The organism is Paenibacillus uliginis N3/975, from assembly GCF_900177425.1.
GTDB classification, from domain to species: domain Bacteria; phylum Bacillota; class Bacilli; order Paenibacillales; family Paenibacillaceae; genus Paenibacillus_AQ; species Paenibacillus_AQ uliginis.
In genome coordinates this window covers 5,561,524-5,582,632 of record NZ_LT840184.1, presented here as the reverse complement: position 1 = coordinate 5,582,632, position 21,109 = coordinate 5,561,524, and the positions used below count along the sequence as shown (strand labels likewise).

19 protein-coding genes and 1 riboswitch are annotated in these 21,109 nt (G+C 48.8%); of the genes, 13 read left to right on the top strand and 6 right to left on the bottom strand.

The features are described from left to right. Positions 1-2 precede the first annotated feature (2 nt). Positions 3-1,778 carry a cache domain-containing sensor histidine kinase gene (locus B9N86_RS25995; protein WP_208915965.1) on the bottom strand — a complete coding sequence of 592 codons (1,776 nt, stop codon included), beginning with the start codon at positions 1,776-1,778 and terminating at the stop codon, positions 3-5. Positions 1,779-1,926: 148 nt separating this feature from the next. Here B9N86_RS25995 and B9N86_RS25990 point away from each other — a divergent pair, with 148 nt between their 5' ends. The 3 genes from B9N86_RS25990 to B9N86_RS25980 all read left to right on the top strand — a co-directional run bounded on the left by B9N86_RS25990 (position 1,927) and on the right by B9N86_RS25980 (position 5,070). Further along, positions 1,927-2,808 carry a carbohydrate ABC transporter permease gene (locus B9N86_RS25990; protein WP_208915964.1) on the top strand — a complete coding sequence of 294 codons (882 nt, stop codon included), beginning with the start codon at positions 1,927-1,929 and terminating at the stop codon, positions 2,806-2,808. Next, positions 2,808-3,644 (top strand): carbohydrate ABC transporter permease, encoded by an 837-nt coding sequence (locus B9N86_RS25985; protein ID WP_208915963.1) that lies wholly within the window; start codon positions 2,808-2,810, stop codon positions 3,642-3,644. Before B9N86_RS25990 ends, B9N86_RS25985 begins: the two co-directional genes overlap by 1 nt. Positions 3,645-3,783: 139 nt before the next feature. Next, positions 3,784-5,070, top strand: coding sequence for an ABC transporter substrate-binding protein (locus B9N86_RS25980; RefSeq protein WP_208915962.1), 1,287 nt, complete (start codon positions 3,784-3,786; stop codon positions 5,068-5,070). Between the two features lie 726 nt (positions 5,071-5,796). Here B9N86_RS25980 and B9N86_RS25975 read toward each other — a convergent pair. Continuing rightward, positions 5,797-6,006, bottom strand: coding sequence for a PLDc N-terminal domain-containing protein (locus B9N86_RS25975; RefSeq protein ID WP_208915961.1), 210 nt, complete (start codon positions 6,004-6,006; stop codon positions 5,797-5,799). Between the two features lie 188 nt (positions 6,007-6,194). On the opposite strand from B9N86_RS25975, the gene B9N86_RS25970 reads away from it, so the two are divergent. From B9N86_RS25970 to B9N86_RS25930, 9 genes are all read left to right on the top strand, one after another. Beyond that, positions 6,195-9,299: a DEAD/DEAH box helicase gene (locus tag B9N86_RS25970; protein WP_208915960.1), complete on the top strand. Its 3,105-nt coding sequence runs from the start codon at positions 6,195-6,197 to the stop codon at positions 9,297-9,299. Positions 9,300-9,367: 68 nt separating this feature from the next. Next, a complete protein-coding gene (locus tag B9N86_RS25965) occupies positions 9,368-10,087 on the top strand; it encodes a hypothetical protein (protein ID WP_208915959.1) in 720 nt (239 codons plus the stop codon). A 188-nt stretch (positions 10,088-10,275) separates the two neighbouring features. Further along, entirely contained in the window at positions 10,276-11,118 is an 843-nt protein-coding gene (locus tag B9N86_RS25960; protein ID WP_208915958.1) for a M15 family metallopeptidase, read from the top strand. Between the two features lie 438 nt (positions 11,119-11,556). After that, positions 11,557-12,342 (top strand): zinc ribbon domain-containing protein, encoded by a 786-nt coding sequence (locus B9N86_RS25955; RefSeq protein ID WP_208915957.1) that lies wholly within the window; start codon positions 11,557-11,559, stop codon positions 12,340-12,342. Positions 12,343-12,428: 86 nt separating this feature from the next. Beyond that, positions 12,429-13,265 (top strand): TrmB family transcriptional regulator, encoded by an 837-nt coding sequence (locus B9N86_RS25950; RefSeq protein ID WP_208915956.1) that lies wholly within the window; start codon positions 12,429-12,431, stop codon positions 13,263-13,265. Positions 13,266-13,484: 219 nt separating this feature from the next. After that, positions 13,485-13,790, top strand: a complete 306-nt coding sequence (locus B9N86_RS25945) for a hypothetical protein (RefSeq protein ID WP_208920769.1) — start codon at positions 13,485-13,487, stop codon at positions 13,788-13,790. Positions 13,791-13,873: 83 nt separating this feature from the next. Beyond that, a complete protein-coding gene (locus B9N86_RS25940) occupies positions 13,874-14,974 on the top strand; it encodes a metallophosphoesterase (RefSeq protein ID WP_208920766.1) in 1,101 nt (366 codons plus the stop codon). Between the two features lie 105 nt (positions 14,975-15,079). Next, a riboswitch (purine riboswitch) is annotated at positions 15,080-15,179 on the top strand. 154 nt (positions 15,180-15,333) lie between these two features. Then, entirely contained in the window at positions 15,334-15,903 is a 570-nt protein-coding gene (locus B9N86_RS25935; RefSeq protein WP_208915955.1) for a xanthine phosphoribosyltransferase, read from the top strand. A 37-nt stretch (positions 15,904-15,940) separates the two neighbouring features. Further along, on the top strand, positions 15,941-17,302 hold the full coding sequence (locus tag B9N86_RS25930; RefSeq protein WP_208915954.1) for a nucleobase:cation symporter-2 family protein: 1,362 nt from the start codon (positions 15,941-15,943) through the stop codon (positions 17,300-17,302). 49 nt (positions 17,303-17,351) lie between these two features. Here the strand turns inward: B9N86_RS25930 and B9N86_RS25925 are convergent, their stop codons facing one another. From B9N86_RS25925 to B9N86_RS25910, 4 genes are all read right to left on the bottom strand, one after another. Continuing rightward, entirely contained in the window at positions 17,352-17,690 is a 339-nt protein-coding gene (locus B9N86_RS25925; RefSeq protein WP_208915953.1) for a DUF4870 domain-containing protein, read from the bottom strand. Between the two features lie 252 nt (positions 17,691-17,942). Beyond that, positions 17,943-18,233: a transposase gene (locus B9N86_RS25920; RefSeq protein ID WP_208915952.1), complete on the bottom strand. Its 291-nt coding sequence runs from the start codon at positions 18,231-18,233 to the stop codon at positions 17,943-17,945. A gap of 77 nt (positions 18,234-18,310) precedes the next feature. Next, positions 18,311-19,456, bottom strand: a complete 1,146-nt coding sequence (locus B9N86_RS25915; protein ID WP_208915951.1) for an MGDG synthase family glycosyltransferase — start codon at positions 19,454-19,456, stop codon at positions 18,311-18,313. 74 nt (positions 19,457-19,530) lie between these two features. Then, complete coding sequence (locus tag B9N86_RS25910; protein ID WP_208915950.1) at positions 19,531-20,550, bottom strand: serine hydrolase domain-containing protein; 1,020 nt, start codon at positions 20,548-20,550, stop codon at positions 19,531-19,533. A gap of 336 nt (positions 20,551-20,886) precedes the next feature. On the opposite strand from B9N86_RS25910, the gene B9N86_RS25905 reads away from it, so the two are divergent. Next, positions 20,887-21,075 (top strand): hypothetical protein, encoded by a 189-nt coding sequence (locus B9N86_RS25905; RefSeq protein WP_208915949.1) that lies wholly within the window; start codon positions 20,887-20,889, stop codon positions 21,073-21,075. Positions 21,076-21,109: the final 34 nt, after the last annotated feature.

The window sequence follows — 21,109 nt, the reverse complement described above, 5'->3', positions numbered from 1 at the left end:
ACTTATTTCACTCCCCATGCGTTGATTTCTAAAGTGACTGCAACGCCGTGCGGCTCCACATTCTCGATGGAGAGCAGCGCGGAATTGTCGGAATACAGATTGAGTCTCATCAGCACGTTGTTTAGTCCGATAGAATAGCCGTTATCTATTTCCTCATGTCCGGCGGCATGTTGGAGCAGCTTCTGGAGCTTTAACAGCTCGTCTGTATCGATAGAAGTTCCTGTGTTTTCTATCCTGATGATTAATCGATGTTCTTCAGTAACCTTCGCAGATACCGACAGGCGTCCGGTATCCGAACGATTGTCCATGCCATGCTTGAAATAATTTTCAACGATAGGCTGCAGGATCATCTTGGGAACGGGAGCGCTCAGGGTATCCGGTTCAATATCCCATACGACTTCGAGCTGGTCACCAAATCTCTCTTTCTGCAGTTCAAGGTATAACTCAAGGTGGTTTAGTTCATCTCTCAGTGTAACCATGGCCTCACTGTTGCGCATGTTATACCTCATGATGTTGGCGAGAGAAGAGAGCAACGAATAGATTCGCGGAACGTTATTTTGAAGGGCCAATGTGCCGATCGATTGCAGGGAATTGTACAAAAAATGAGGATCGATCTGAGCTTGAAGCGCCTTGAGCTGGTTCGTTTTATTGGCAAGTTCGAGTCTGTATTCCTTAAGAATCAGGTTGTTAATGGTATCCATCATCTGACGGAATCGGCGGGCCAATGCACCAATCTCATCCGGGCTCTTCACATCAATCTCAACGTCCAGTCGACCGGTCTGTACCTGATTCATATAGCTTGCAAGTTGTTTAATTGGTTGTGTAATACGTATTGAAATCCACAGTGTTCCGAAAATGACGGTTAGGAGTGCCAGCAAGGCAATGATCAGATTGATACTTGTCAGCTCCGTTGAATTTTTGTACAAGGATTGGTGTGGAATTTGCTTCACCAACGTCCATGGAGCAAAGGTCACATCCAGTTTTTCATAAATGTTCATCGCGTTGCTACCGTCAAAATACCCACCTTTTTTGTCTGAAATCTCATCCATTAAAGCTTGATCTTTTAACGTTGTCCCAATCTCATCGGGATTTCCGCTATATATCACAAGGCCTGTATCATCAATCAAGTAGAATTGTTCCTCTCCTGCAGCATAGAGCTGCTCACAGATCTCCGTTACACTGTCCAGTTTCACATCGATGGCCATCAAGGCTAGCTGTTTGCTAGACGGTATATTGGTAATCGAACGATAGAACGTAAATACCGGAAGACTAGCGAGATCAGCTGGCCGGTAAGAGAAGCCGTAACTGTGGCTCATATGAACAGGCTCAATAGCGGTGTCGCCATGACCGAACTGCTCCAGGCGACGGAACGGCTCTGTACGAAACTCTCGGCGGGGAACGCCGCTCGTAATTTGAGTCGATTGGCCGGAGAGATTGTTGTGCATGTAAATCTGATGAATATCCGAATTCGTGTTTAAGATGGATTGGAGCGTGGTATACAATTCCGCTACCACCCGGTAGTTGTCCGGACTCAGTACCAGATTGAGAAGAAAGTGATTGTCGGAGTATATGGACAGGGAAGCACGGTTGATGTTGTTCAAATAGTTGGTCAGGTTTGTTTTTCCTTGATAAATCAACCGCACATTCTCATTCACAGTCTGTTCCTTGACGGACTCCCGAGTGTGCATCCATGTGATCATTAGCGACAGAAGCAGTGGAATGGTTGTTATGGCAAGCATGAACTGAATAAGACGGGTACGGATACTCCGGACTTTCATAGGGTCACCTCAGACTTTTATGTAGGACAAATGATCAGGTCAATATTTTACTCCTATCGGTTCATGATCCTCTGTGTTTATAGTCTTTCTGTTATCGCATAATTGCATTACATACTACAAAAACGAAAAAGAAAAGGGGGAGATCAGGATGAAACGGAAAAAAGCATCAGGTTGGATTCAACAGCTCATTTTCGTGGGACCCTCCACATTTTTTTTCATCCTTATCATGATCATTCCATTCCTGCTCGGTTTATATTACTCTTTTACGAATTGGAACGGGGTATCCGAACAGGTTGAGTGGGTCGGATTCGACAACTTTATTACGATTTTTACGAATGATCCGAAGTTCCGCGACGCTTTCTGGTTTACAACTCGCTTTACTGTGCTGGGTGTTATCTTTACGAACTTGCTTGGGTTTTCCCTGGCGTACTTGCTTACGAAGCCTTTGAAGACACGTAATGTGCTCCGGACCATCTTTTTTATGCCGAACGTGATCGGCGGTTTGCTTCTCGGTTTCATCTGGCAGTTCATATTTGTGAAAGGGTTTGCAGCTATCGGCAATATGACCGACATTCCCTTCTTTACACTCCCATGGCTCGGTACAAAGGGAACGGCTTTCTGGGCGATTGTCATTGTGTTCGTGTGGCAGACAGCCGGTTACCTTATGGTTATCTACATCTCATCGCTCAACAACGTGCCGAAGGACATTTTGGAAGCGGCCGAGATCGACGGCGCAAGCCGCGGACAAGTGCTCCGGTCTATCATTCTACCGCTCGTTATGCCAGCTGTCACGGTTTGTTTGTTCCTGGCTATTTCCTGGTCCTTCAAAATGTTTGACCTGAACTTGTCCCTGACGAAGGGCGGACCGTTCGGCTCCACCGAATCGGTTGCTATGAATATTTACAATGAAGCCTTTACGAACAATCGTCTTGGACTTGGTACCGCCAAAGCAGTTATCTTCTTCTTGGTAGTAGCCATTATTACAAGTTTGCAGGTTCGATTCACGAAAAGCAAGGAGGTCGAAGCCTGATGGACACGATCAAAAAATACCGTACTGGCACCTTATTTACTGAAATTATGATGATTCTGGTCGGTTTGATCTTTCTGGTTCCGTTCTACTTCCTGTTCGTGAACTCGGTTAAATCGTTCGGCGAGCTGCTAACGGATTCTGCAGGGTTGCCGACGGTTTTTGAATGGACCAACTATTCTCGGGCCTGGACCATTACGAAATTCCCGTCTGCGCTCTGGAACTCGCTCGTTGTTACGGTTGTCAGCAATTTGCTTCTTGCTCTATTCAGCGCCATGACAGCCTATCAGATGGTACGCCGCGATACCCGGTTTAACCGGCTGCTCTTCGCGATGTTTGTAGCGGCGATGGTTATTCCTTTCCAATCTATTATGATTCCACTAGTGAAAGTGACGTCAACGATTGGGCTCAGCAACAGCTTGTATGGACTCATTATATGTTATCTTGGATTTGGCGTACCGCTAAGCGTGTTCCTGTTCCATGGCTTTACAAAATCGATTCCACTCGAAATCGAAGAAGCGGCAACAGTGGATGGGTCAAGTCCTTACGGGGTGTTCTTCCGGGTTGTATTCCCGCTCATGAAGCCGATGTTTGTGACGGTTATCATTCTGAACACACTTTGGATCTGGAATGACTATCTGCTTCCGTCCCTGATCCTGACATCCGCCGAGCTACGGACCATTCCGATTGCAACCTTTGCTTTCTTTGGGCAGTATACGAAACAATGGGATCTGGCCCTGCCGGCCCTTGTGCTCGGAATTACGCCAGTCATCATATTTTTCCTTGCAATGCAGAAATATATCATTGAAGGAATCACTGCAGGTGCGGTTAAAGGGTAATTTCAGGACTGGTCAATTCCATCCCCCTCTTATATCAATATCGTACCTGATGATATAAGAAAAGGTTTATTATACTAAGAAAGTAAGCGTTATCATTGATCATCTTCAATTGAGCAAACACAAAAGGGAGGATTCACAAATGAAGAAATACAGTAAGCTCGCGCTGGTGATGGTATTGGCATTTTCAACTCTTCTGGCAGGCTGCGGCGGTGCCAAGGAAGATACCAAGGAGGCTGATGGAGGCCAAAGCGGAACCAAGACGCTGAAAATTTTCCAATTTAAAGTGGAAATTGCTGAAGCCATGAACAAAATGAAGGAAGAATACGAGAAAGAGCATCCAGGCATCAAGCTGGACATTCAGACCGTCGGTGGTGGTTCGGACTACGGCGCTGCATTGAAAGCGAAATTTGCCTCCGGCGATCAGCCTGACGTCTTTAATGTCGCCGGCTACAGAGATCTGAATACCTGGTTTGAGAAGCTTGAAGATTTATCGGACCAGCCATGGGTAAGTGACGTTGTGGATGTTGCGAAGGAGCCTATGACGAAGGATGGCAAGCTTTATGGTCAGCCAATGGCAATCGAAGGTTATGGATTTATTTATAACAAAGACCTGTTTGCCAAGGCAGGGATTACAGAGCTTCCTAAAACGTTGACCGAGTTGGAAGCAGCAGCTCAGAAGCTACAAGCAGCCGGAATCACACCGTTTGTGAACGGATATCAGGAAACATGGATTTTGGCCAACCACCTGCTTAACATCGGGTTTGCCCATCAGAAGGACCCAAATGCATTTGTTACAGGTCTGAACGAAGGCAAAGAGAAAATGGCCGGTAATGCAGTGCTTGACGAGTGGACTAAACTGTTTGATTTGACATTGAAATATGGACAGAAGAACCCGCTGACAACCGACTATAATACCGAAATTACGACATTTGCAAGTGGTGAAGCTGCTATGACGCAAAACGGTAACTGGACACAGGTTCAGATTGACGGCATCAACCCGGAATTGAATATCGGTTTCCTACCGATGCCAATTAACGACAATGCAGAGCAGAACGATAAGCTTCCAATCGGCGTACCTAACAACTGGGTTGTCAATAAGGACTCTAAGATGAAGGATGAAGCAAAAGAATTCCTGAACTGGCTAGTAACTTCTGAGACAGGTAAGAAATATATCGCAGAAGACTTTAAATTCATTCCGGCTTTCAAATCCATTGAAGCGAATAAGGAGCTGCTTGGCGATCTGGGAAGCGATGTTATGAAATACAGCCAGGAAGGTAAAGCACTTTCTTGGGAATTCAACAAATTCCCTGATGGCGGTATGAACGAATTCGGTAGCCAAATGCAGGGGTATGTCGCAGGCAATGTGGACAAAACTCAACTGTTCGAGGCATTGGAACAGTCTTGGGCTAGTCTGAAAACGAAGTAAGAAGTATGGAGTAAGAAGTAAGAAGTTGGAAAAAGTTTGCGCAATTAGCGTAACAGTGTATGTAAATGCGGGTATCCCGCCATATGTTAAAAGAGGTGTCCGCTTGCCGTAACCGGCAGTGGACACCTTTTTTTTGTGCAAATATAGCTCAAATTCAAAGTCAGTGTTTGACTTTGACTTCATAGTACCGATGAAGAAATGGCGATGGTATGCCATAAGCATACCTACATCGATCGCTATAAGACTTTTTATTAACCTGGACAATGAGCAGGTTTGAGAGCTGCGGACACAGGAGACGCTATTTGGGGTGATTTTAGACATTTTGAATGCTAACGGACACAGATGACGCTATAGCAGGTGCAAATGTCTTGTTTCGCTCACTTTTTCCAAAACAAGGTCGCTTGTGTCCGTTAGAACCCAAATCGGATGATTGTTCAGCAAATAAGGGCTGTGGTGTCCGTTAGTCGTGGATTTATATAAGTATCAGTAGCAGTAGGGGCAGGCGTATCGCGTCAGTACTAGTCATTAACATGAGCATAGGTATCAGTCGAGCGCTAGCCGATAGCTGGCCGTCAAGCAATAATTGCTGTTTTTAGTCATAAATATTAGAATTTACCTGTTTCACGTATATATAATCTAATATTTTCTGAAGAAACGCTCTTCATCCTAATGTAGGATGCTGAAGGCGTTTCTTCTTGGGTAACTGACTGTTGAAGGCTCATTCTGTTAATAATCACGTATCAGGAGATACACAATGACGCCGACGACGGGAAAGAACAAGAGGCCCAGAACCACGAGCAGGGCATATTCAGAACTTCTGCCTCTGCGTCTGGCGTCACGGAAGCCCCAGACACAGATGGCGATATGAAGGATGAAGAACATAAAGGGAATAAGTAACGCAAAGATTCCAAAAATACTAATAAAACCGATAGCCATGTAAACCAACCTCCCCGAAACACGTTATAATAAATAGTTACGGTAGAAAAACTAAAAAGTGTCACATGAACGGAAAAATGATGAATATGTAGGATGTCTCATGAACAGGATATCGTTTTGAAATTAGTCCGCTATCGTTTAAGATAAGAATAATATCTGTAAAGCAGGAAAAAAGACAGGAGACAACCATGAATCAACCGCTGTATGGCGTATGGCTAGGAGACGCTTTCTTTTGTTTTTCCGGTGAAGTATCGGAACCCAAAGTGGATGCATGGAGCAGGGTCATAAGAAAGGTTCAGCTTGATGACGGAATCCGTCCATTTGCACATGCCTCGCTCCGGCTGGCAGAAATGAGATACCCTGTTCAATCGGCAGTGGTGAAAAATGTGCGGCGTACGGAACGCAAGACACTGGGAGGGCGAACGATGGAAGGTTTGGCCCTGACCCCGGGAGATGCTTTCACGATGCTGCTTTCACTGGATGCCGGGCTTTATCAGAGCAAGGGTCTTATACTGGGAGAAGAAATGGAATACTGGTCAACGGCAGCCAGGTTTGCGCTGGAGCTGCAGCTCCGCGGCCGGATTGCGCCGGGAACCGCTGAGGTTCCTTCGGCCGGACGGCGAAGGAGCGCCACCATGCACATGGTCAAAGCGGTGTGGAAGCCTCAGCTTACAGGAGAAGACGCGGAGCGATTTTTGCAACTGGCAGCTAATATACCGCCGTTATGTATGGGCGTCCCTGCGGCACTGGCAGGAAGTGAACCGGCGACTCGGGAAGAGGCGGGGGCTGTTGTCCTCTATTCGTTCCTCTGTTCAGTTATCGATGCCGAGGCCAGGGAAGCAGTGCGGGGCATTGAAGGGAAACTTTCTTCTTACTTGCGGGATTACCGTCGAGGACGTTCACCGCTGACAGAGCTGTGGTGGAACAGTTTACTTACCGTAAGCCGTGAACTTGCTGTGCAGGGAGCTGCGGAGGAGGTCTATGATCTAACCCGTGAAGTCGAGTCTGCCGGACACACAGTTCTCCCCTATACAGAGGGTGAAGATCTGCCTCCGGAGAATGGAAATATTCGGCTTGGCCTCCGGCTGGAACCACCGCTTGAGGAGGGGCAGAAGGATTGGCGTTTATCCTTATGGGCCGGAGGCCGGGAGGATGAAGGATTGTGGTTACCGGCGCACAGTATATGGAGCTGCAGAGAGAAGGATCTTCTGGTCCGCGGACGTATATATACATCGATTCAGGAACAGCTGCTTCTAGCGATTGGGGGCGCGGCTGATCAATCTGCTGAGCTGGTAGAAGGTTTGAGGGGACCTGCTCCGGAAGGTGTGGTTCTGCCGCTGGAGAAACTCTCATCTTTCATGAGGGAATCCGTGCCAAGGCTAGCACGTACCGGTGTGACGGTTCAAATGCCATCCAAGTGGAGCCGGGAAGGGAGACGCCGGGTTGGTTTGTCGCTAAAAATGATGCAGGACACGTCTCCAAACGGCGGCGTAGACAACCACTTGCCTATTCTCGGCATGGAGCATCTTGTATCATTTGAGGTATCGGCTGCCGTTGGTGGACAGCAGCTTTCCCGTGAAGAGCTAGCGGCATTGGCGGAGGCCAATATGCCATATGTACAGTTCCGGGGCGAGTGGATTGAGGTGGATCTGAAGGAGATCAATCAGGTGCTTCGCTTCATGAAGCGGCATGAACAGGGTGAAATGGAGCTGTCCGAATGGATGCATCTTACGGCCGAAATGGACGGAGAGCGCATGTGGAAGGGGCTCTTTATTGAAGAAGTGGAGACGACGGGGCTATTATCGGCACTGCTGGACGGGGAAGGAGAGCGCAGGCTTCCTAGCCGCCAGATTCCGTCTTCCCTTCACGGTCAGTTGAGACCCTATCAGGAGCGAGGTTACCAGTGGTTGAGTGTTATGCGTGATCTGGGCTTTGGTGTTTGTCTCGCTGATGACATGGGTCTGGGTAAGACGATTCAGGTCATTACATGTTTGTTAGACCAGAGAAGAGAAGCGCATAGCGGTCCTGTTCTAATCGTCTGTCCAACCTCATTGCTTGGAAACTGGCAGAGGGAACTGCAGCGCTTCGCGCCCGATCTTTCCCTTTATATCCATCATGGTGTCCACCGGCTGAGGGGCGAGTCGTTTCAGCAAGAAGCACTCCAGTATGATATCGTGTTAACCACGTATCACCTGGCTGGACGCGATGGCGGGGATTTATCGTCCGTTAGCTGGTCCAGCGTTGTGCTGGATGAAGCTCAATATATTAAAAATTATCGAACCAAACAGGCGCAAAGCGTGATGAAGCTATCTGCGCCACACCGGATCGCCATGACGGGTACCCCGGTGGAGAATCGGCTGGGAGAGTTATGGTCAATCTTCCACTTCTTGAATCCGGGCTATCTGGGTTCGTTTAATGCCTTCCGCCAGCGTTACGCCCTTGGAGAAGGTCAGGAGGAAAGACTTCATGAGCTGCATCGGTTGGTGTCGCCGTTCATGCTTCGCCGACTCAAGAGCGATCCGGACATCCGTAAGGATCTGCCGGAGAAGCTGGAGATCAAATCTTACTGTCCATTGACAGAGGTCCAGGGGGCTATGTATCAGGCTATCGTGGATGAAATGTTGGGACAGATCGAGAATCGTACGGGCATGGCGCGTAAGGGGTTAGTGCTGTCCTCCCTGACCAAGCTGAAGCAGATTTGTGACCATCCGCAGCTGCTGCGGGGAGAAGACGGTCGTTCACCGAAGATGGAGTCCTCGGGCAAAATGCAGCGGCTGCTCGAAATTCTTGACAGTATAGCAGATGTGGAGGAATCGGCACTCATCTTTACACAGTATGTTGGCATGGGTGAGCTGCTGGTGAAGTTCTTAACCAAGCGCTATGGCAAGGAGCCAGCGTTTCTGCACGGAGGAGTGCCTAAAAAAGAACGGGATGATATGGTTCGTGCTTTTCAGGAAGGCGAAGGCGCATGCTTCTTCGTACTCTCCTTGAAAGCGGGTGGAGTCGGTCTGAACCTAACGCGTGCGAATCATGTGCTTCATTATGACCGCTGGTGGAATCCGGCGGTGGAGAACCAGGCAACAGATCGGGTGTTCCGGATCGGTCAGCATAAGAACGTTCAGGTTCATAAGCTGATCAGCCAGGGAACGCTGGAAGAGCGGATCGATGAATTGATTGAGCAGAAAAAGGCTCTGTCCGAGCAGGTGGTTGGATCGGGTGAGACGTGGCTGACAGAAATGTCCGATGGAGAGCTGCGTCAGCTCATCGAGCTGCAGGGACAGGACTGGATGTGACGTGCAGGGCTTCGTTCTTGGAGTAACTGCACGAGATACGACTGTGGGAAGGGATGGTGAGCGCCGCGATGGTGACGCCGGAGGAACAGGAAAAGATAACGTTGGAGTTTACGCCGGGGCTGCTGTGCGGAACGATAGCCAGCGACAAGGCAGCAAGGGTCAGCATCCCGGTTCAAATGCTTGAACCCGCCGCCAAGGACGGTGTGCTACACCGCCTAAGCGGCGACCCACAGGCACTGTACCGCCTGCTGCAGAGCCGTCCAGCCCCATGGCTGGACGAGTGGGCCCCTTCATCCGTACCGGATGAAGGATCGGCCGCGCGCTGCACCTGCGGGCGCGCAGCCTGCGAACATGCCGCAGCCGTACTGGAAGCCGCACGGGAGCGGCTTGCGGCGGAACCGCTCCAGCGGCTGGCGCTGCTGGGCCTGCCGCGGGAAGCGCTGCTGGCCGGCGTCTTCGGCGCCTGGGCCGAAGCAGCCCCGCCTGCGGCGCGCGGCTCCGCCGAAGAAGCGGCCGCCCGGCCGAAGGAGAAGGCCCTATCGGGCCCTTCTCCAGGCGAGTGGCTGGCCGAGGCTGCGGCCGAGGGCCGGCTGCATCGCCCCGGGCCGCTGCTGCAGGAGGTGGAGGTACGGCTTGCGCCGCCTCCTCCACCGGGTCAGCTCGGACCGGCCGGGGATTGGGCCGGCCTGCTGCCGCAGGTGCGCGGCGCATCGAAGGCGCTGGGGCTTGTGGTCCGCGAGGCGGCCAACAAAGCCGAGCGCCGGCGCCGCGGTCTGAAGAGCAAGTAGACGCGAATGCAGTCGAATCGCGATTGTTTAGATACCGCGTGAAACGCCGAAAAAACGACTTGTTTACCGCAACTTCGGCTCTAATGCCGGGAAACTGTCATTTTCTGTCGTTTCTGGGTTTGTCCCTCCCAAATGGATAGGGTACAATGGACATCTAGGAGACAGAGGACGAAAGGAAGAAGCGGACAATGAGCAAAGATAGAGGGAAAAGAACACGGCGGATAAGCCTGATGCTGTCTTCTCTAATGCTTGCCGGAGCAATGCTGGCCGGCTGTCAATCCGAAGGATCCGGTGAGAAGCAGGAACAAGACCTGAAAGCGCAGGCCGGCGAACAGCAGGGAGGTACCCTGCCGGATAATGGTGGACAAGCTGACCCGGTAATGACAAAACGCAGCGAAAATTCTCTTCAAGCTACAGCACGTGAGGAGAACGGAAAGCAGGTCGTGACGAACGAAAACTCGGTTACGGTAATTGTCAATAAAGAGCGCAGCTTGCCAGATGGTTATGAGCCGAGTGATCTGGTGGAACCGAATGTGCCATTTTCTTTCGATGAGCCGCATGAAAAGCGGAATATGAGAAAAGAAGCGGCAGAGGCGCTGGAGAAGCTGTTCGCAGCGGCTGATGCCGAGGGGATCGAGCTGAGAGCCGTATCCGGATACCGTTCCTTTGCGCGGCAAAAGTCGGTATATGAGAGCCATGTGGCTACCAAGGGTGAAGAGGAAGCGTCCCGTATCAGTGCAGTTCCGGGCACGAGTGAGCATCAGACGGGACTTACCATTGACGTATCCAGCCCAAGCGCAGGCAATGCGCTGGAGCAATCCTTTGGACAGACGAAGGAAGGCATATGGCTGGCAGAGAACGCACCGGAGTACGGTTTTATTATCCGCTATCCGGAAGGCCAAGAAGGAATCACCGGATATGTTTATGAGCCTTGGCATATCCGCTACGTTGGGGAAGATCTTGCTCCTGATATTGCCGAGAGCGGTTTGACACTTGAGGAATACTTTGACGAGGCCAATATCAAGTTGTAAGCATACAGCATGAATAGAACAAAACCCGAAGCCGAAAGCGGCTCCGGGTTTTGTTTCTGTATGTTATTTTTACTACAAATTCATTGGACTCGTTCTGCACATCTTGTATCAGGTTGTGGAGTGTTCCGGATTGCCCCGGGGTTTCATTTATCCTATGTATATACGGTCCGGGGGGCGGTGAATCAGAGGATGAAGAATGGTAAATGCTACCTTTTTCCATCAGGCTAGTAAATTTGGTATGATAGAGTCACATTCCAGGCCAGAAGTGAATGGGAAGGTCCTGCATGGAAGTAACTGCAATAACATAGGATGTTGAGTAAACATTCGGTACAGCCGGTTTTCGGCTGACTAAAATCGTTAAAACAAAGAAGGAACGATTCGCGAAAATAAACCGGATAACCGGAACAACTCGCATGCGGAAATGAGGAGGAGATACGGATGAATATTTTGCAAAGGCTGAAAGACGGGGCAAACAAAGCGACCGAGAAAGCCCAGCATGTTGTTGAAATCAACAAACTGAACAGCCAAATTTCTGACATTGAGCACAAAAAATCTTCTTATTATATGGAAATGGGAAAAGTATTCTATGAGGGCTATCGCTCCAAGGATATGTCCATTGCCGAGAAGGAAATGGTAGATTTGGCTAAATCGTGCGACAGTCTGCAAGAGCAGGTCGACGAACTGCGCAACCGGATTGCCATTTTGAAAAATGAACGGCTTTGCCAATGTGGCCGTACCGTCGCCCTCGACGCGAACTTCTGTCCATATTGCGGTAGCAAGCTGGGGGATCTGACGGCGAAGACAGAGCAATGGAGCGAGCCGAAGGAGAAAGATACACAGCCGGAGCGTAAAGTGCTGTATTCCGAAGAGATTACGGTTACGGAAGAGGACGAGAGTCCTTATATTTACCGTCCGGAGCCTGAGAGTGTTGCGGTGGAAGCTGAAGAGCAGCAGCCCGTATTTGATGAGGAAGATGAGGAACTTCGACGAATTGAGGAGGAGGTACGCGAGAAGGAGCGTCGTCATCTGGAAGAGCTGGAGCGTGAGCGTGAACGTCAGTTAGAGCTGGATCGGCGCATCCGTTTCTGGCAGGAGAACAATCAGAGCCAGGAGAATCTACCTAAAGATGGGGAGTTACGGGATACGGTGAAATGCCAGATCTGCAGTACAGACCTGCCGAAGGGCTCCAAATGGTGCCCGAGGTGCGGTGCTGAACAAATTTAGCAGCATCGCAGCAGAAGCCAGATTGCGCGAGGATCGAGGGACAAGTGGACGATGGTTCGTTCAGGCAGCTTTGGGAGGACAGGAAAATGGAACAGTTACTGAATCATTTGCGCAACTTGGGATTTACAGAGATTGAATCAAAAATTATGGTTGACCTTGCCGAATACGGGCCGGCTGGAGGATATGAGGTCGCGAAGCGTCTAGGCGCTTCACGCTCTAATGTGTATGCTGCCATGCAGCGGCTGGAGCGCCAAGGTGCGCTGCAGCGGGGAACCGGGGAGCCGGTTCGCTACAAGACACTGAAGCCGGAGGAGCTAACCCGGATGATATCGGGCAGGGTGGAAGCTTCGCTCGCCTTTGTGGAGAAAAGTCTGCCGAGACAAGATGGAAATGAGGCTCCTTTTCTGAGTGTGGAGGGCGATAAGGCAGTGCTTGAGCAAGTTACACGCAAACTGGCGCAGGCTGAAAGTGAAATTGTGGTTGACGTGTGGCGAGAAGAAGCAACACTGCTGCGCGAGGAACTTGAGGCTGCAGAGAACCGGGGCGTTCGGGTGCTCTGGGCCTGCGATGGCCCTGATAACGGTCTCGCTCGTACATTGGCTTGGACCGGCTGGAAGGGAATTGAGGAGCGTAAACAGGGCGGACGTAAATTCTCTTTTGTTATCGATAGGGAATGGTGTATGCTCGGCATGCGTGGAGGAGAAATGAAAACCCAAGCTGTCGTTACCGCACATCCAGTTATGGCGGAGCTGCTGCTGCACCATTTCTCACAGGAAATGGTTCTGTTCGAGCTTGAGCAGGATATGGGGCGGCAGCTGGAGAACACATACGGTCCGCATTACGGCCGCATCCAAAGCAAGTACATTGCCTCGGAAGGTGATACGGCAGAGGAACCTGCAAGTGAAGGGGAAGAGGTCGGGTAAGAAACAGGCTTCATTTGATTCTTCATGAAGTTAACTTTATTATTACTTTAAGTAGAAAAAATAGATATACTGGACAGACTAGCAGTGGGATGGCGCCGGGAGACTATCCCGGCTTTTACTGTTTTTAGAAATTGTTTCCCGAAAATACATACATGAAGGCTGTCCCGAATGAATTGCGCAGCAGGTCGGCGGGAAGCCACTGGAGAGGAGATATTGGGAATGGAATGTATCGTTCACTTTACAGTCATGAATGAGGAGGGCCCCAAAAAACTTCGGGGGCTAATCTTTGTAGATAAAGGAAAGCTGCCCGATAGCAGCCAGATCCTGGAGATGTTTCACGATATGGAGTATAAGGTGGCCCAGGACACTGATGACGAGCTGGTATTCAGGCCGGTAGACGCGGGTGAGAAGTACAAATACATCCGGGTCAACGAGCTTGATATGGGGAAGGACAAGTATACGGAGGACCGCAATCTCAAATCGATTGTGACCAATCTGCTCCCGAAAGGGCCAACTGGTTTATAGTTTAGGGTAGATTCTCCTTCTGTTGCATGGGCGGGGATATGGCAAATCCTCCTGATATAATGAATGCACGGAAGGGGATGGCGATGTTTATTGTTATAGGAATTGTAACGCTTTTGATTTACGGTTTGCTGGTCTATTATATCGGCCGGAGCATATGGAAGTGGATGAGTCCGGGGTCTTCCAGACTGCTTAAAATTTTGTACATCGTGGTACTGACTGTTGTATCGACATCTTTCATTTCTGGGCGGTTCTTCAGCAACATCACTGTACTGAATATTATTGGATCCTACTGGATGGCTATATTTTACGTATTGATCATCCTTCTCCCGCTGATGCATGTTGGTCTATGGCTGTTGCGATTGACGTCATTTCGCCGACATTACATGGAGAAAATCGCAGGATATGCCGTGTTGGTGCTAATGCTAGCTTTGATCGGGTATGGAACTTTTAACGCCTATAGTCCGGCCGTCCGGTCATATGATATCAACATAGCTAAGGGAGCTGGCTCACTGGAACAGTTGGATATCGTGATGGCTTCCGATATGCATTTTGGTTTGCTCTCAGGTAAAGATCATGCAGAGCGAATGGTGAAGGAAATCAATGCCTTGAAGCCTGATATAGTATTATTTCCCGGTGACATTATTGATGATGATATGGCCGCCTATTTACGCCAGGGGATTGATGAAATATTAACCAAAATTCAGGCACCATATGGCGTGTATGCATCTCTTGGCAATCATGACCGTTTCGAAGGGGAAATTACGGAATTGATCAGCGTCCTTGAGAATAGTGGAATGACCATACTTTATGATGAGACGTTAACTGTAGATGATCTTACTTTGGTAGGAAGACGGGACAAGCAGGATAAAGATAGAGCTGAGCTATCCTCTATCATGCAAAATGCCGATTTGACCAAACCGGTTATTCTGTTGGATCATCAACCGAATGCGTTGGACGAGGCAGAACAGCAGGGCGTTGATCTGGTCGTTTCTGGTCATACCCATCGCGGACAGGTGTTTCCCGCACATTTGATCACACAAGCTTTGTTTGAGAACGACTGGGGATATTTGCAAAAGGGAAATCTCCATTCTGTTGTTTCCTCAGGGTATGGATTCTGGGGACCTCCAATTCGGCTAGGCTCACGTTCCGAGATTGTGCAGATTCATGTTACTTTTCATGAATAGCGATGTATGAATACGGCCACCTGAGGGTGGATAATAAATTTCCGAAAATTTTCACTTTATTTTTTCATAGAGAATGAGGTATACTTCATTCATTCACGAAATGTAAATTTCATAGTGTACGTTTCTCGTATATGTGTAGGAATTGGCCTGCACGTCTCTACCCGATCACCGGAATGATTGGACTACGGGATGATAACAATTCGTTGATTTGCCCAGACCATGCTATATGGTGACGGTAAATTTATGAGTTGCTGTTCAAGCCCGCTTGTTCCGTATACCGGTCGTTTCGGTAACGAGACAAGTGGTTTTTTTTGCATTGCGGTGATAAAGCGAACATACAAACAATGAGGAGGGGCATCATGCAATTGCTGCAAAACAAAGTCCGGGAGGAAGGAATTGTACTAAATGGACAAGTCTTAAAAGTTGACTCATTCCTGAATCACCAGATGGATCCGGTGCTGATGAAAGAGGTTGGACGGGAATTTACACGCTTGTTTCAAGGGGAAAACATTACACGGGTGTTGACGATTGAATCGTCCGGTATTGCGCCTGGTATTATGACCGCTTTGGAGCTGGAGGTACCGCTGATCTTTGCCCGGAAGCAGAAATCGCTGACCCTCCGTGAGGATATTTATGTGGAGAAGGTGTACTCCTTCACGAAGCAGGAGAGCAATGAAATTACCGTTTCGAAAAAATTCATTCATCCTGGCGACCGGGTGCTCATTATTGATGATTTCCTTGCCAACGGTGAGGCTGCATTCGGTCTTGCCCGTATCGTGGAGCAGGCTGGTGCTGAAGTGGCAGGGATCGGCATTGTGATTGAAAAAGCATTTCAGCCTGGCGGCAGGCTGCTGGCGGAAGCGGGTTACCGTGTAGAATCTCTGGTTCGTATTGCGGCATTGGACAACGGCGTCGTTACATTCGCGTAAAACAATAATCCAAATTATCAGGAGGCTTTCAATTTCCATGGAAGAACAGAGGTTGTCCGCAGAGGAACCGATTTTTGATAAACGTCGTCATCCAGCCAAAACTTTGTCACTGGGTATCCAACATGTTCTTGCAATGTATGCTGGCGCGATTATTGTACCGCTGATTGTAGGCAATGCTCTTAGTCTGACAACGGAACAGCTGACTTATCTCATTGCGATCGATTTGTTGGCTTGTGGGGTTGCGACCTTGTTGCAGGTGTTCGGCAACAAATATTTCGGCATTGGACTCCCTGTAATGCTCGGTTGCGCCTTCCAAGCTGTAGGTCCGATGATTATTATCGGTTTGGAGCATGGCATGTCGGTTATTTACGGTTCCATTATCGCTTCCGGTTTATTCGTGGTACTGTTCTCGGGATTATTCGGTAAGTTGATCACCGTGTTTCCTCCAGTCGTCACCGGTTCGGTGGTCACGATTATCGGTTTAACACTCATTCCGGTGGCGCTAAATGACCTTGCTGGTGGTCAGGGCAGCGATGATTTTGGAAGCCCGCTTAATTTGGCGCTTGGCTTTGGTGTTCTCATATTCATTATCTTAATGAATCGTTTCTCAACAGGCTTCCTGCGTTCCATATCTGTATTGCTCGGCCTGATTCTCGGAACATTGGCAGCAGCCGCTTTCGGAGGGTTGAATCTGATACCGCTGCAGGAAGCGGGCTGGTTCCGTGCACCGCAGCCATTTTATTTCGGGACGCCGGAGTTTAAGCTGACTCCAATCCTGACGATGATTCTCGTGGCCATTGTCAGTGTTGCTGAATCTACGGGTGTATTTATGGCCCTCGGCAAAATTGTCGGCAAAGATGTTAATTCAAAGGACTTGTCCCGCGGTTATCGTGCGGAGGGAATTGCCATCGTAATTGGCGGTATATTCAACTCGTTTCCTTATACAACATACTCTCAGAATGTCGGGCTTGTACAGATGAGCCGTATCAAAACCCGCGACGTAATCGTTGTGGCCGGCAGTTTGCTCATTCTGATCGGATTCGTACCGAAGATTGCTGCCTTGACGCAGCTTGTACCGTCGTCTGTACTGGGAGGCGCGATGGTTGCTCTGTTCGGTATGGTTGTTTCTTCAGGTATCCGTATGCTCGGTGACCAGGTTGACCTGAACCGTCATGAAAATCTGTTCATCATTGCCTGCTCCGTAGGTATGGGGCTGGGCGTGACGACAGTGCCGAACTTGTTCGCGCAGCTGCCGGACTGGATCCGCATCTTGGCTGACAACGGTATTGTAGCCGGTAGCTTGACTGCAATCATTCTCAACCTGTTGTTTAACGGATTGAAACAGAATAAGGCCGTGTCCCTCCAGACAGGAGAGACGGCAGAAGGGCATGCCGCGTAAGCGGATGCCCTTTTTTTTGCCGATTTAGTTGGCTATTTCGCATTAATCACTACATCCGCTGAATCTGCTTCTCTGCAAAGTGTCCAATCCAAGGCAGCTTAAACCATCTGCCTTGAATCGAATGGAACATTAGTACGAGCCACAGTAGGACACTGATCAGAGCGAGCAGAGCGGAGGCCAGTATACCGATAATTGGAACGGCGCCGGAGAGCACGTGAGCCAGCGCCAGACACCCGAACGTCAGCAAAGACTGTAGCGCATGGAACATGACGTACCGGCTTCTCTTTTCCAGGGCAAGAAAAAAGATCCCGCCAACCATAGGGAATAAGTAACACAGGGTGGCAGCCAGGTTCTCCGGAATTCCTGTGGACGATTTGAATGGAGACATACAACCAACTCCTTGTCTTTAGGGCAAGCTAATATACAATATGAGCGCCTTGGACAAAGTATGTGCCTGCCCTGCAATAAAGATGGCACATAAATAAGAAGCAGATCGACTTTCCCGCTTAAGGGCGGTTAGATCTGCTTCTTTATTTTGGTTTATTTCATCTGGAGATTGAGCAAATGATCATGGCGGAAATGAGAAGCATCAGCCATCTTTGTTTCATATCTTATAGAATCCCTTCATGATGGCGAATCATTACGACCGGGGATCATTTATTTCTGGATTGCTGGTGTATTTAGGCTCAACCTTCTCCTGTTTGCCATGCCCTTTTTCTTTAACAATCAATCGCTCGTCTGTGCGGCCGGCATGGTGATTCTCAAAGTCAATTTCCGTCAGCTTCCATTCCGTTGCTCCCATAATAGGGTCAGTAGGGAAATCCTCACCGCGTCTAAGATGCTGTTCACGCCCCCATTCGTTAGTGTACACACCGTCAACCTCTACCTCTTCACGTGAAATAGGAAGCATGCTCTTATCTTTACTGGACATATCGGTACTCCTCTCAAGTTGTTTAATAAGATTCCTATGCATAACGTATCCAGAATAAAGGAGGAATATCCATAGACCTATACGCCCAGAAGTTCTGTATTCAGATGAAGTAGATTTTTAAACAGGTCGTCCACAATCGTTTCAGCGGCTTTAGGTTTATGGAGGGATTTCATTCGATTACGTGTCGCATTGACGGCTTCCGGATTTCGAACCAGAGCGCATATCTGACGGACTAACTCCTCAGGCTCGTAAGAGATGGACGCAGCTCCTTTTCCTTCGAAATAGAGGGCATTACCGTGTTCCTGCCCGGGAACGGGGGAGTAGAGGAAGAGAGGAAGACTGCAAGCGATGCATTCGGAAAGGGTAATTCCTCCCGGCTTGGTGATAATGCAAGAGCTGTACTTCATAAGCACGAATATTTGATTGACGTAACCCAGTACATGAACATTCGGATGGTCTTTGAACAAGCTAGTCAGTCTCCGGCATAAAGCATCATTCCGGCCGCATACAATCACCAGCTCAAGATCCGGCTCCAGACTTAAGTGTTTGCATATTTCGTCACAGTTCCTCATTGCACCGTAGGCTCCTCCCATAAGCAGCACTGTTTTGCGGTCAGGGTCCAAGGTCAAGCCATCTGGGAGTCCGCTTAGCTGCTCAGCAGGTTCATCAAACAATGGCATCAAGGGAATACCGCTTACGATAATTCGTTCGGAGCATATTCCTCGATCAATAGCTTCGCTCTTAAGGTCATCCGTAGCGACATAGTATCGGTCGACTCCAGGGTGCAGCCATCTTCCGTGCAGATCAAAGTCGGTAATGATGGTTACATTACGCGGTGAATTGACGGCTTGACGTGCGAGCAGAGGAACTGCGGCTTGAGGGAATGTATGAATGATAAGGTCTGGTTTCTCATTCAATAAGTACTCCTTCAATTTCGTCATTCCCAGGCAGTGTAGCAGATTTCCTAGAGGAGAGTCTGATTGCATATGTTTAGTTTTATCGTAAATCCATCCGTATACCTGGGGAATGTTCTTGAAACATTGCATGTAAACGAATTTGTTGATCTCATACATCAGGGGATAAGCTTCGGCCATGAGATCAAGAAGGACTACATCGTTCATACCCCTTCGGCGCAATTCCGATTCGATGGCATGGGAGACCTGCAGATGCCCGTTTCCGTAACTGGCATAAAGAATCATAATGCGTGGTGAACCTTTACTCATGCCATATCCACCTTTCCCATTTTAGTACGTTAGATATTGATAGTATGGTTGGTTCAAGTGTTCTATATTAGAAGTCAATCCAGAATGGATTTCAAAATAAACTGCTCCAGCAGCATGCGCGGATTTTTCCAACGGCTGACATGGCTGTCCTGGGTAAATACTATCACCGCGTCGAGTCCGGGGAACAGGTAAATTTGTTGTCCGCCGTGGCCGTGAGCTAAAGAGAAGGACTGACCGTCGATTTTACCTGTCCACCACTGAAACCCGTAATCTCCAAAGGCGGGATAACCCTCAACCTGTGGAGCCAGCGCTTCCTTCAACCATTCCTTCGGTATGACTTGCTTCCCCTTCCATTTTCCTTCGTTCAGACAGCATTGCCCGAATTTGGCCATGTCCCGGGACGTAAGGTAAAGTCCGACATGGCCCATGCTGTGGCCTTCCGGACTCGGGGTCCAGGCGCAGTGGGTTATATCAAGGGGTGAGAATAACTTTTTTCCGGCATAAGTAAAAGCATCCATTCCAGTTGCTTCACTTAGGGCCACGGACAGAAGGTGGGAATATGTACTGCGGTACTGGAATGTCCCCATCTCCTCCTCCTTAACTGGAAGAGACAGAGCAAAGGAAGCCCATTTCCGGTTACGGTGAAACCGATGAATGAGAGGCTCTCCAAGCTTCTTACCCGTCTGCCAAGCAAATCCGGACGTCATGGTTAGCAGGTGCCTTAATGTTACCCGATGAAGGAGAGGGTGAGAGCGCGAAGTGACGTAATGTTTAAGCATCGGAAGCACCGATGTATCGATCGGCGGAAGTTTGCCTTTTTGAACAGCTATGCCGAAGAGTATGGAAGTAAAGCTTTTGGTGGCTGAGCGAAGGTCGTTTAATGCACCCGCATGATGACCTCCGTAGTATCGTTCAAATACTAGCTTTCCTCCGCGTACCAGAAGAAAACTGCGCATCTTGGGGTAGCGGTGAATAATCGTCTGATGCACTTTTTCCAGAACCGCTGCTTCGCAGCCCATTTCTTCCGGGTTTCCAACAGGAAAGAGCGGAGCAGCAGCGGCTGGTGATGAAAGTGTGAATAACGATTGATCCATAAGCTGATTCTCCTTCCGGTCAGCGTATATCATTAATAGGTACGTATCTAACGTTATCTTAACCAAATTCCCGATCATCAACGGTTTGTACAAAAATAATGGCCCAAAAAAACATTTTTTGGGAAAGATGAAACAATTAGAGGAATATGATACAATATAAGAATGATTCAGTTACATACTTTTGTGGTATGTATAGTGTCAGATGCATTGGTAAGTTGCTGAATATATCAACCTATCACCGCCAGAACTGCAGTCAGCTACAATTTAACGAGGTAGATCTTTTCGGCATTCTCTTAAACGGAGTTATTATTTCCACGTTTTGGGAGGGGATTCATCATGGCAACGAAAGGTCACAATGAGGTTAAAGAAAGTCTGCGGGAAATGACACGTATTTTCCGGCCTAAGGATCCGAAAAAATTTGTAAAGGAGTATGTCCGGAAGTATCATATAATGGGAGGATATGAAGAAGAGCTTACACTCGTTGTAGAGAATGAGCTGGGAAGACTTGATTCTTCCGTATCGTAAGACTTCAACCCGCCTAAGAGAAGCCATTTGCATG

Bases quoted from the DNA above. Each gene is read 5' to 3' on its own strand.
- B9N86_RS25975 (WP_208915961.1), bottom strand. From the start codon at position 6,006: ATGGCTATCGGTTTTATTAGTATTTTTGGAATCTTTGCGTTACTTATT.
- B9N86_RS25995 (WP_208915965.1), bottom strand. From the start codon at position 1,778: ATGAAAGTCCGGAGTATCCGTACCCGTCTTATTCAGTTCATGCTTGCC.
- B9N86_RS25940 (WP_208920766.1), top strand. From the start codon at position 13,874: ATGTTTATTGTTATAGGAATTGTAACGCTTTTGATTTACGGTTTGCTG.
- B9N86_RS25925 (WP_208915953.1), bottom strand. From the start codon at position 17,690: ATGTCTCCATTCAAATCGTCCACAGGAATTCCGGAGAACCTGGCTGCC.
- B9N86_RS25985 (WP_208915963.1), top strand. From the start codon at position 2,808: ATGGACACGATCAAAAAATACCGTACTGGCACCTTATTTACTGAAATT.
- B9N86_RS25920 (WP_208915952.1), bottom strand. From the start codon at position 18,233: ATGTCCAGTAAAGATAAGAGCATGCTTCCTATTTCACGTGAAGAGGTA.
- B9N86_RS25990 (WP_208915964.1), top strand. From the start codon at position 1,927: ATGAAACGGAAAAAAGCATCAGGTTGGATTCAACAGCTCATTTTCGTG.
- B9N86_RS25955 (WP_208915957.1), top strand. From the start codon at position 11,557: ATGAATATTTTGCAAAGGCTGAAAGACGGGGCAAACAAAGCGACCGAG.
- B9N86_RS25970 (WP_208915960.1), top strand. From the start codon at position 6,195: ATGAATCAACCGCTGTATGGCGTATGGCTAGGAGACGCTTTCTTTTGT.
- B9N86_RS25910 (WP_208915950.1), bottom strand. From the start codon at position 20,550: ATGGATCAATCGTTATTCACACTTTCATCACCAGCCGCTGCTGCTCCG.
- B9N86_RS25905 (WP_208915949.1), top strand. From the start codon at position 20,887: ATGGCAACGAAAGGTCACAATGAGGTTAAAGAAAGTCTGCGGGAAATG.
- B9N86_RS25960 (WP_208915958.1), top strand. From the start codon at position 10,276: ATGAGCAAAGATAGAGGGAAAAGAACACGGCGGATAAGCCTGATGCTG.
- B9N86_RS25950 (WP_208915956.1), top strand. From the start codon at position 12,429: ATGGAACAGTTACTGAATCATTTGCGCAACTTGGGATTTACAGAGATT.
- B9N86_RS25945 (WP_208920769.1), top strand. From the start codon at position 13,485: ATGGAATGTATCGTTCACTTTACAGTCATGAATGAGGAGGGCCCCAAA.
- B9N86_RS25915 (WP_208915951.1), bottom strand. From the start codon at position 19,456: ATGAGTAAAGGTTCACCACGCATTATGATTCTTTATGCCAGTTACGGA.
- B9N86_RS25965 (WP_208915959.1), top strand. From the start codon at position 9,368: ATGGTGACGCCGGAGGAACAGGAAAAGATAACGTTGGAGTTTACGCCG.
- B9N86_RS25935 (WP_208915955.1), top strand. From the start codon at position 15,334: ATGCAATTGCTGCAAAACAAAGTCCGGGAGGAAGGAATTGTACTAAAT.
- B9N86_RS25980 (WP_208915962.1), top strand. From the start codon at position 3,784: ATGAAGAAATACAGTAAGCTCGCGCTGGTGATGGTATTGGCATTTTCA.
- B9N86_RS25930 (WP_208915954.1), top strand. From the start codon at position 15,941: ATGGAAGAACAGAGGTTGTCCGCAGAGGAACCGATTTTTGATAAACGT.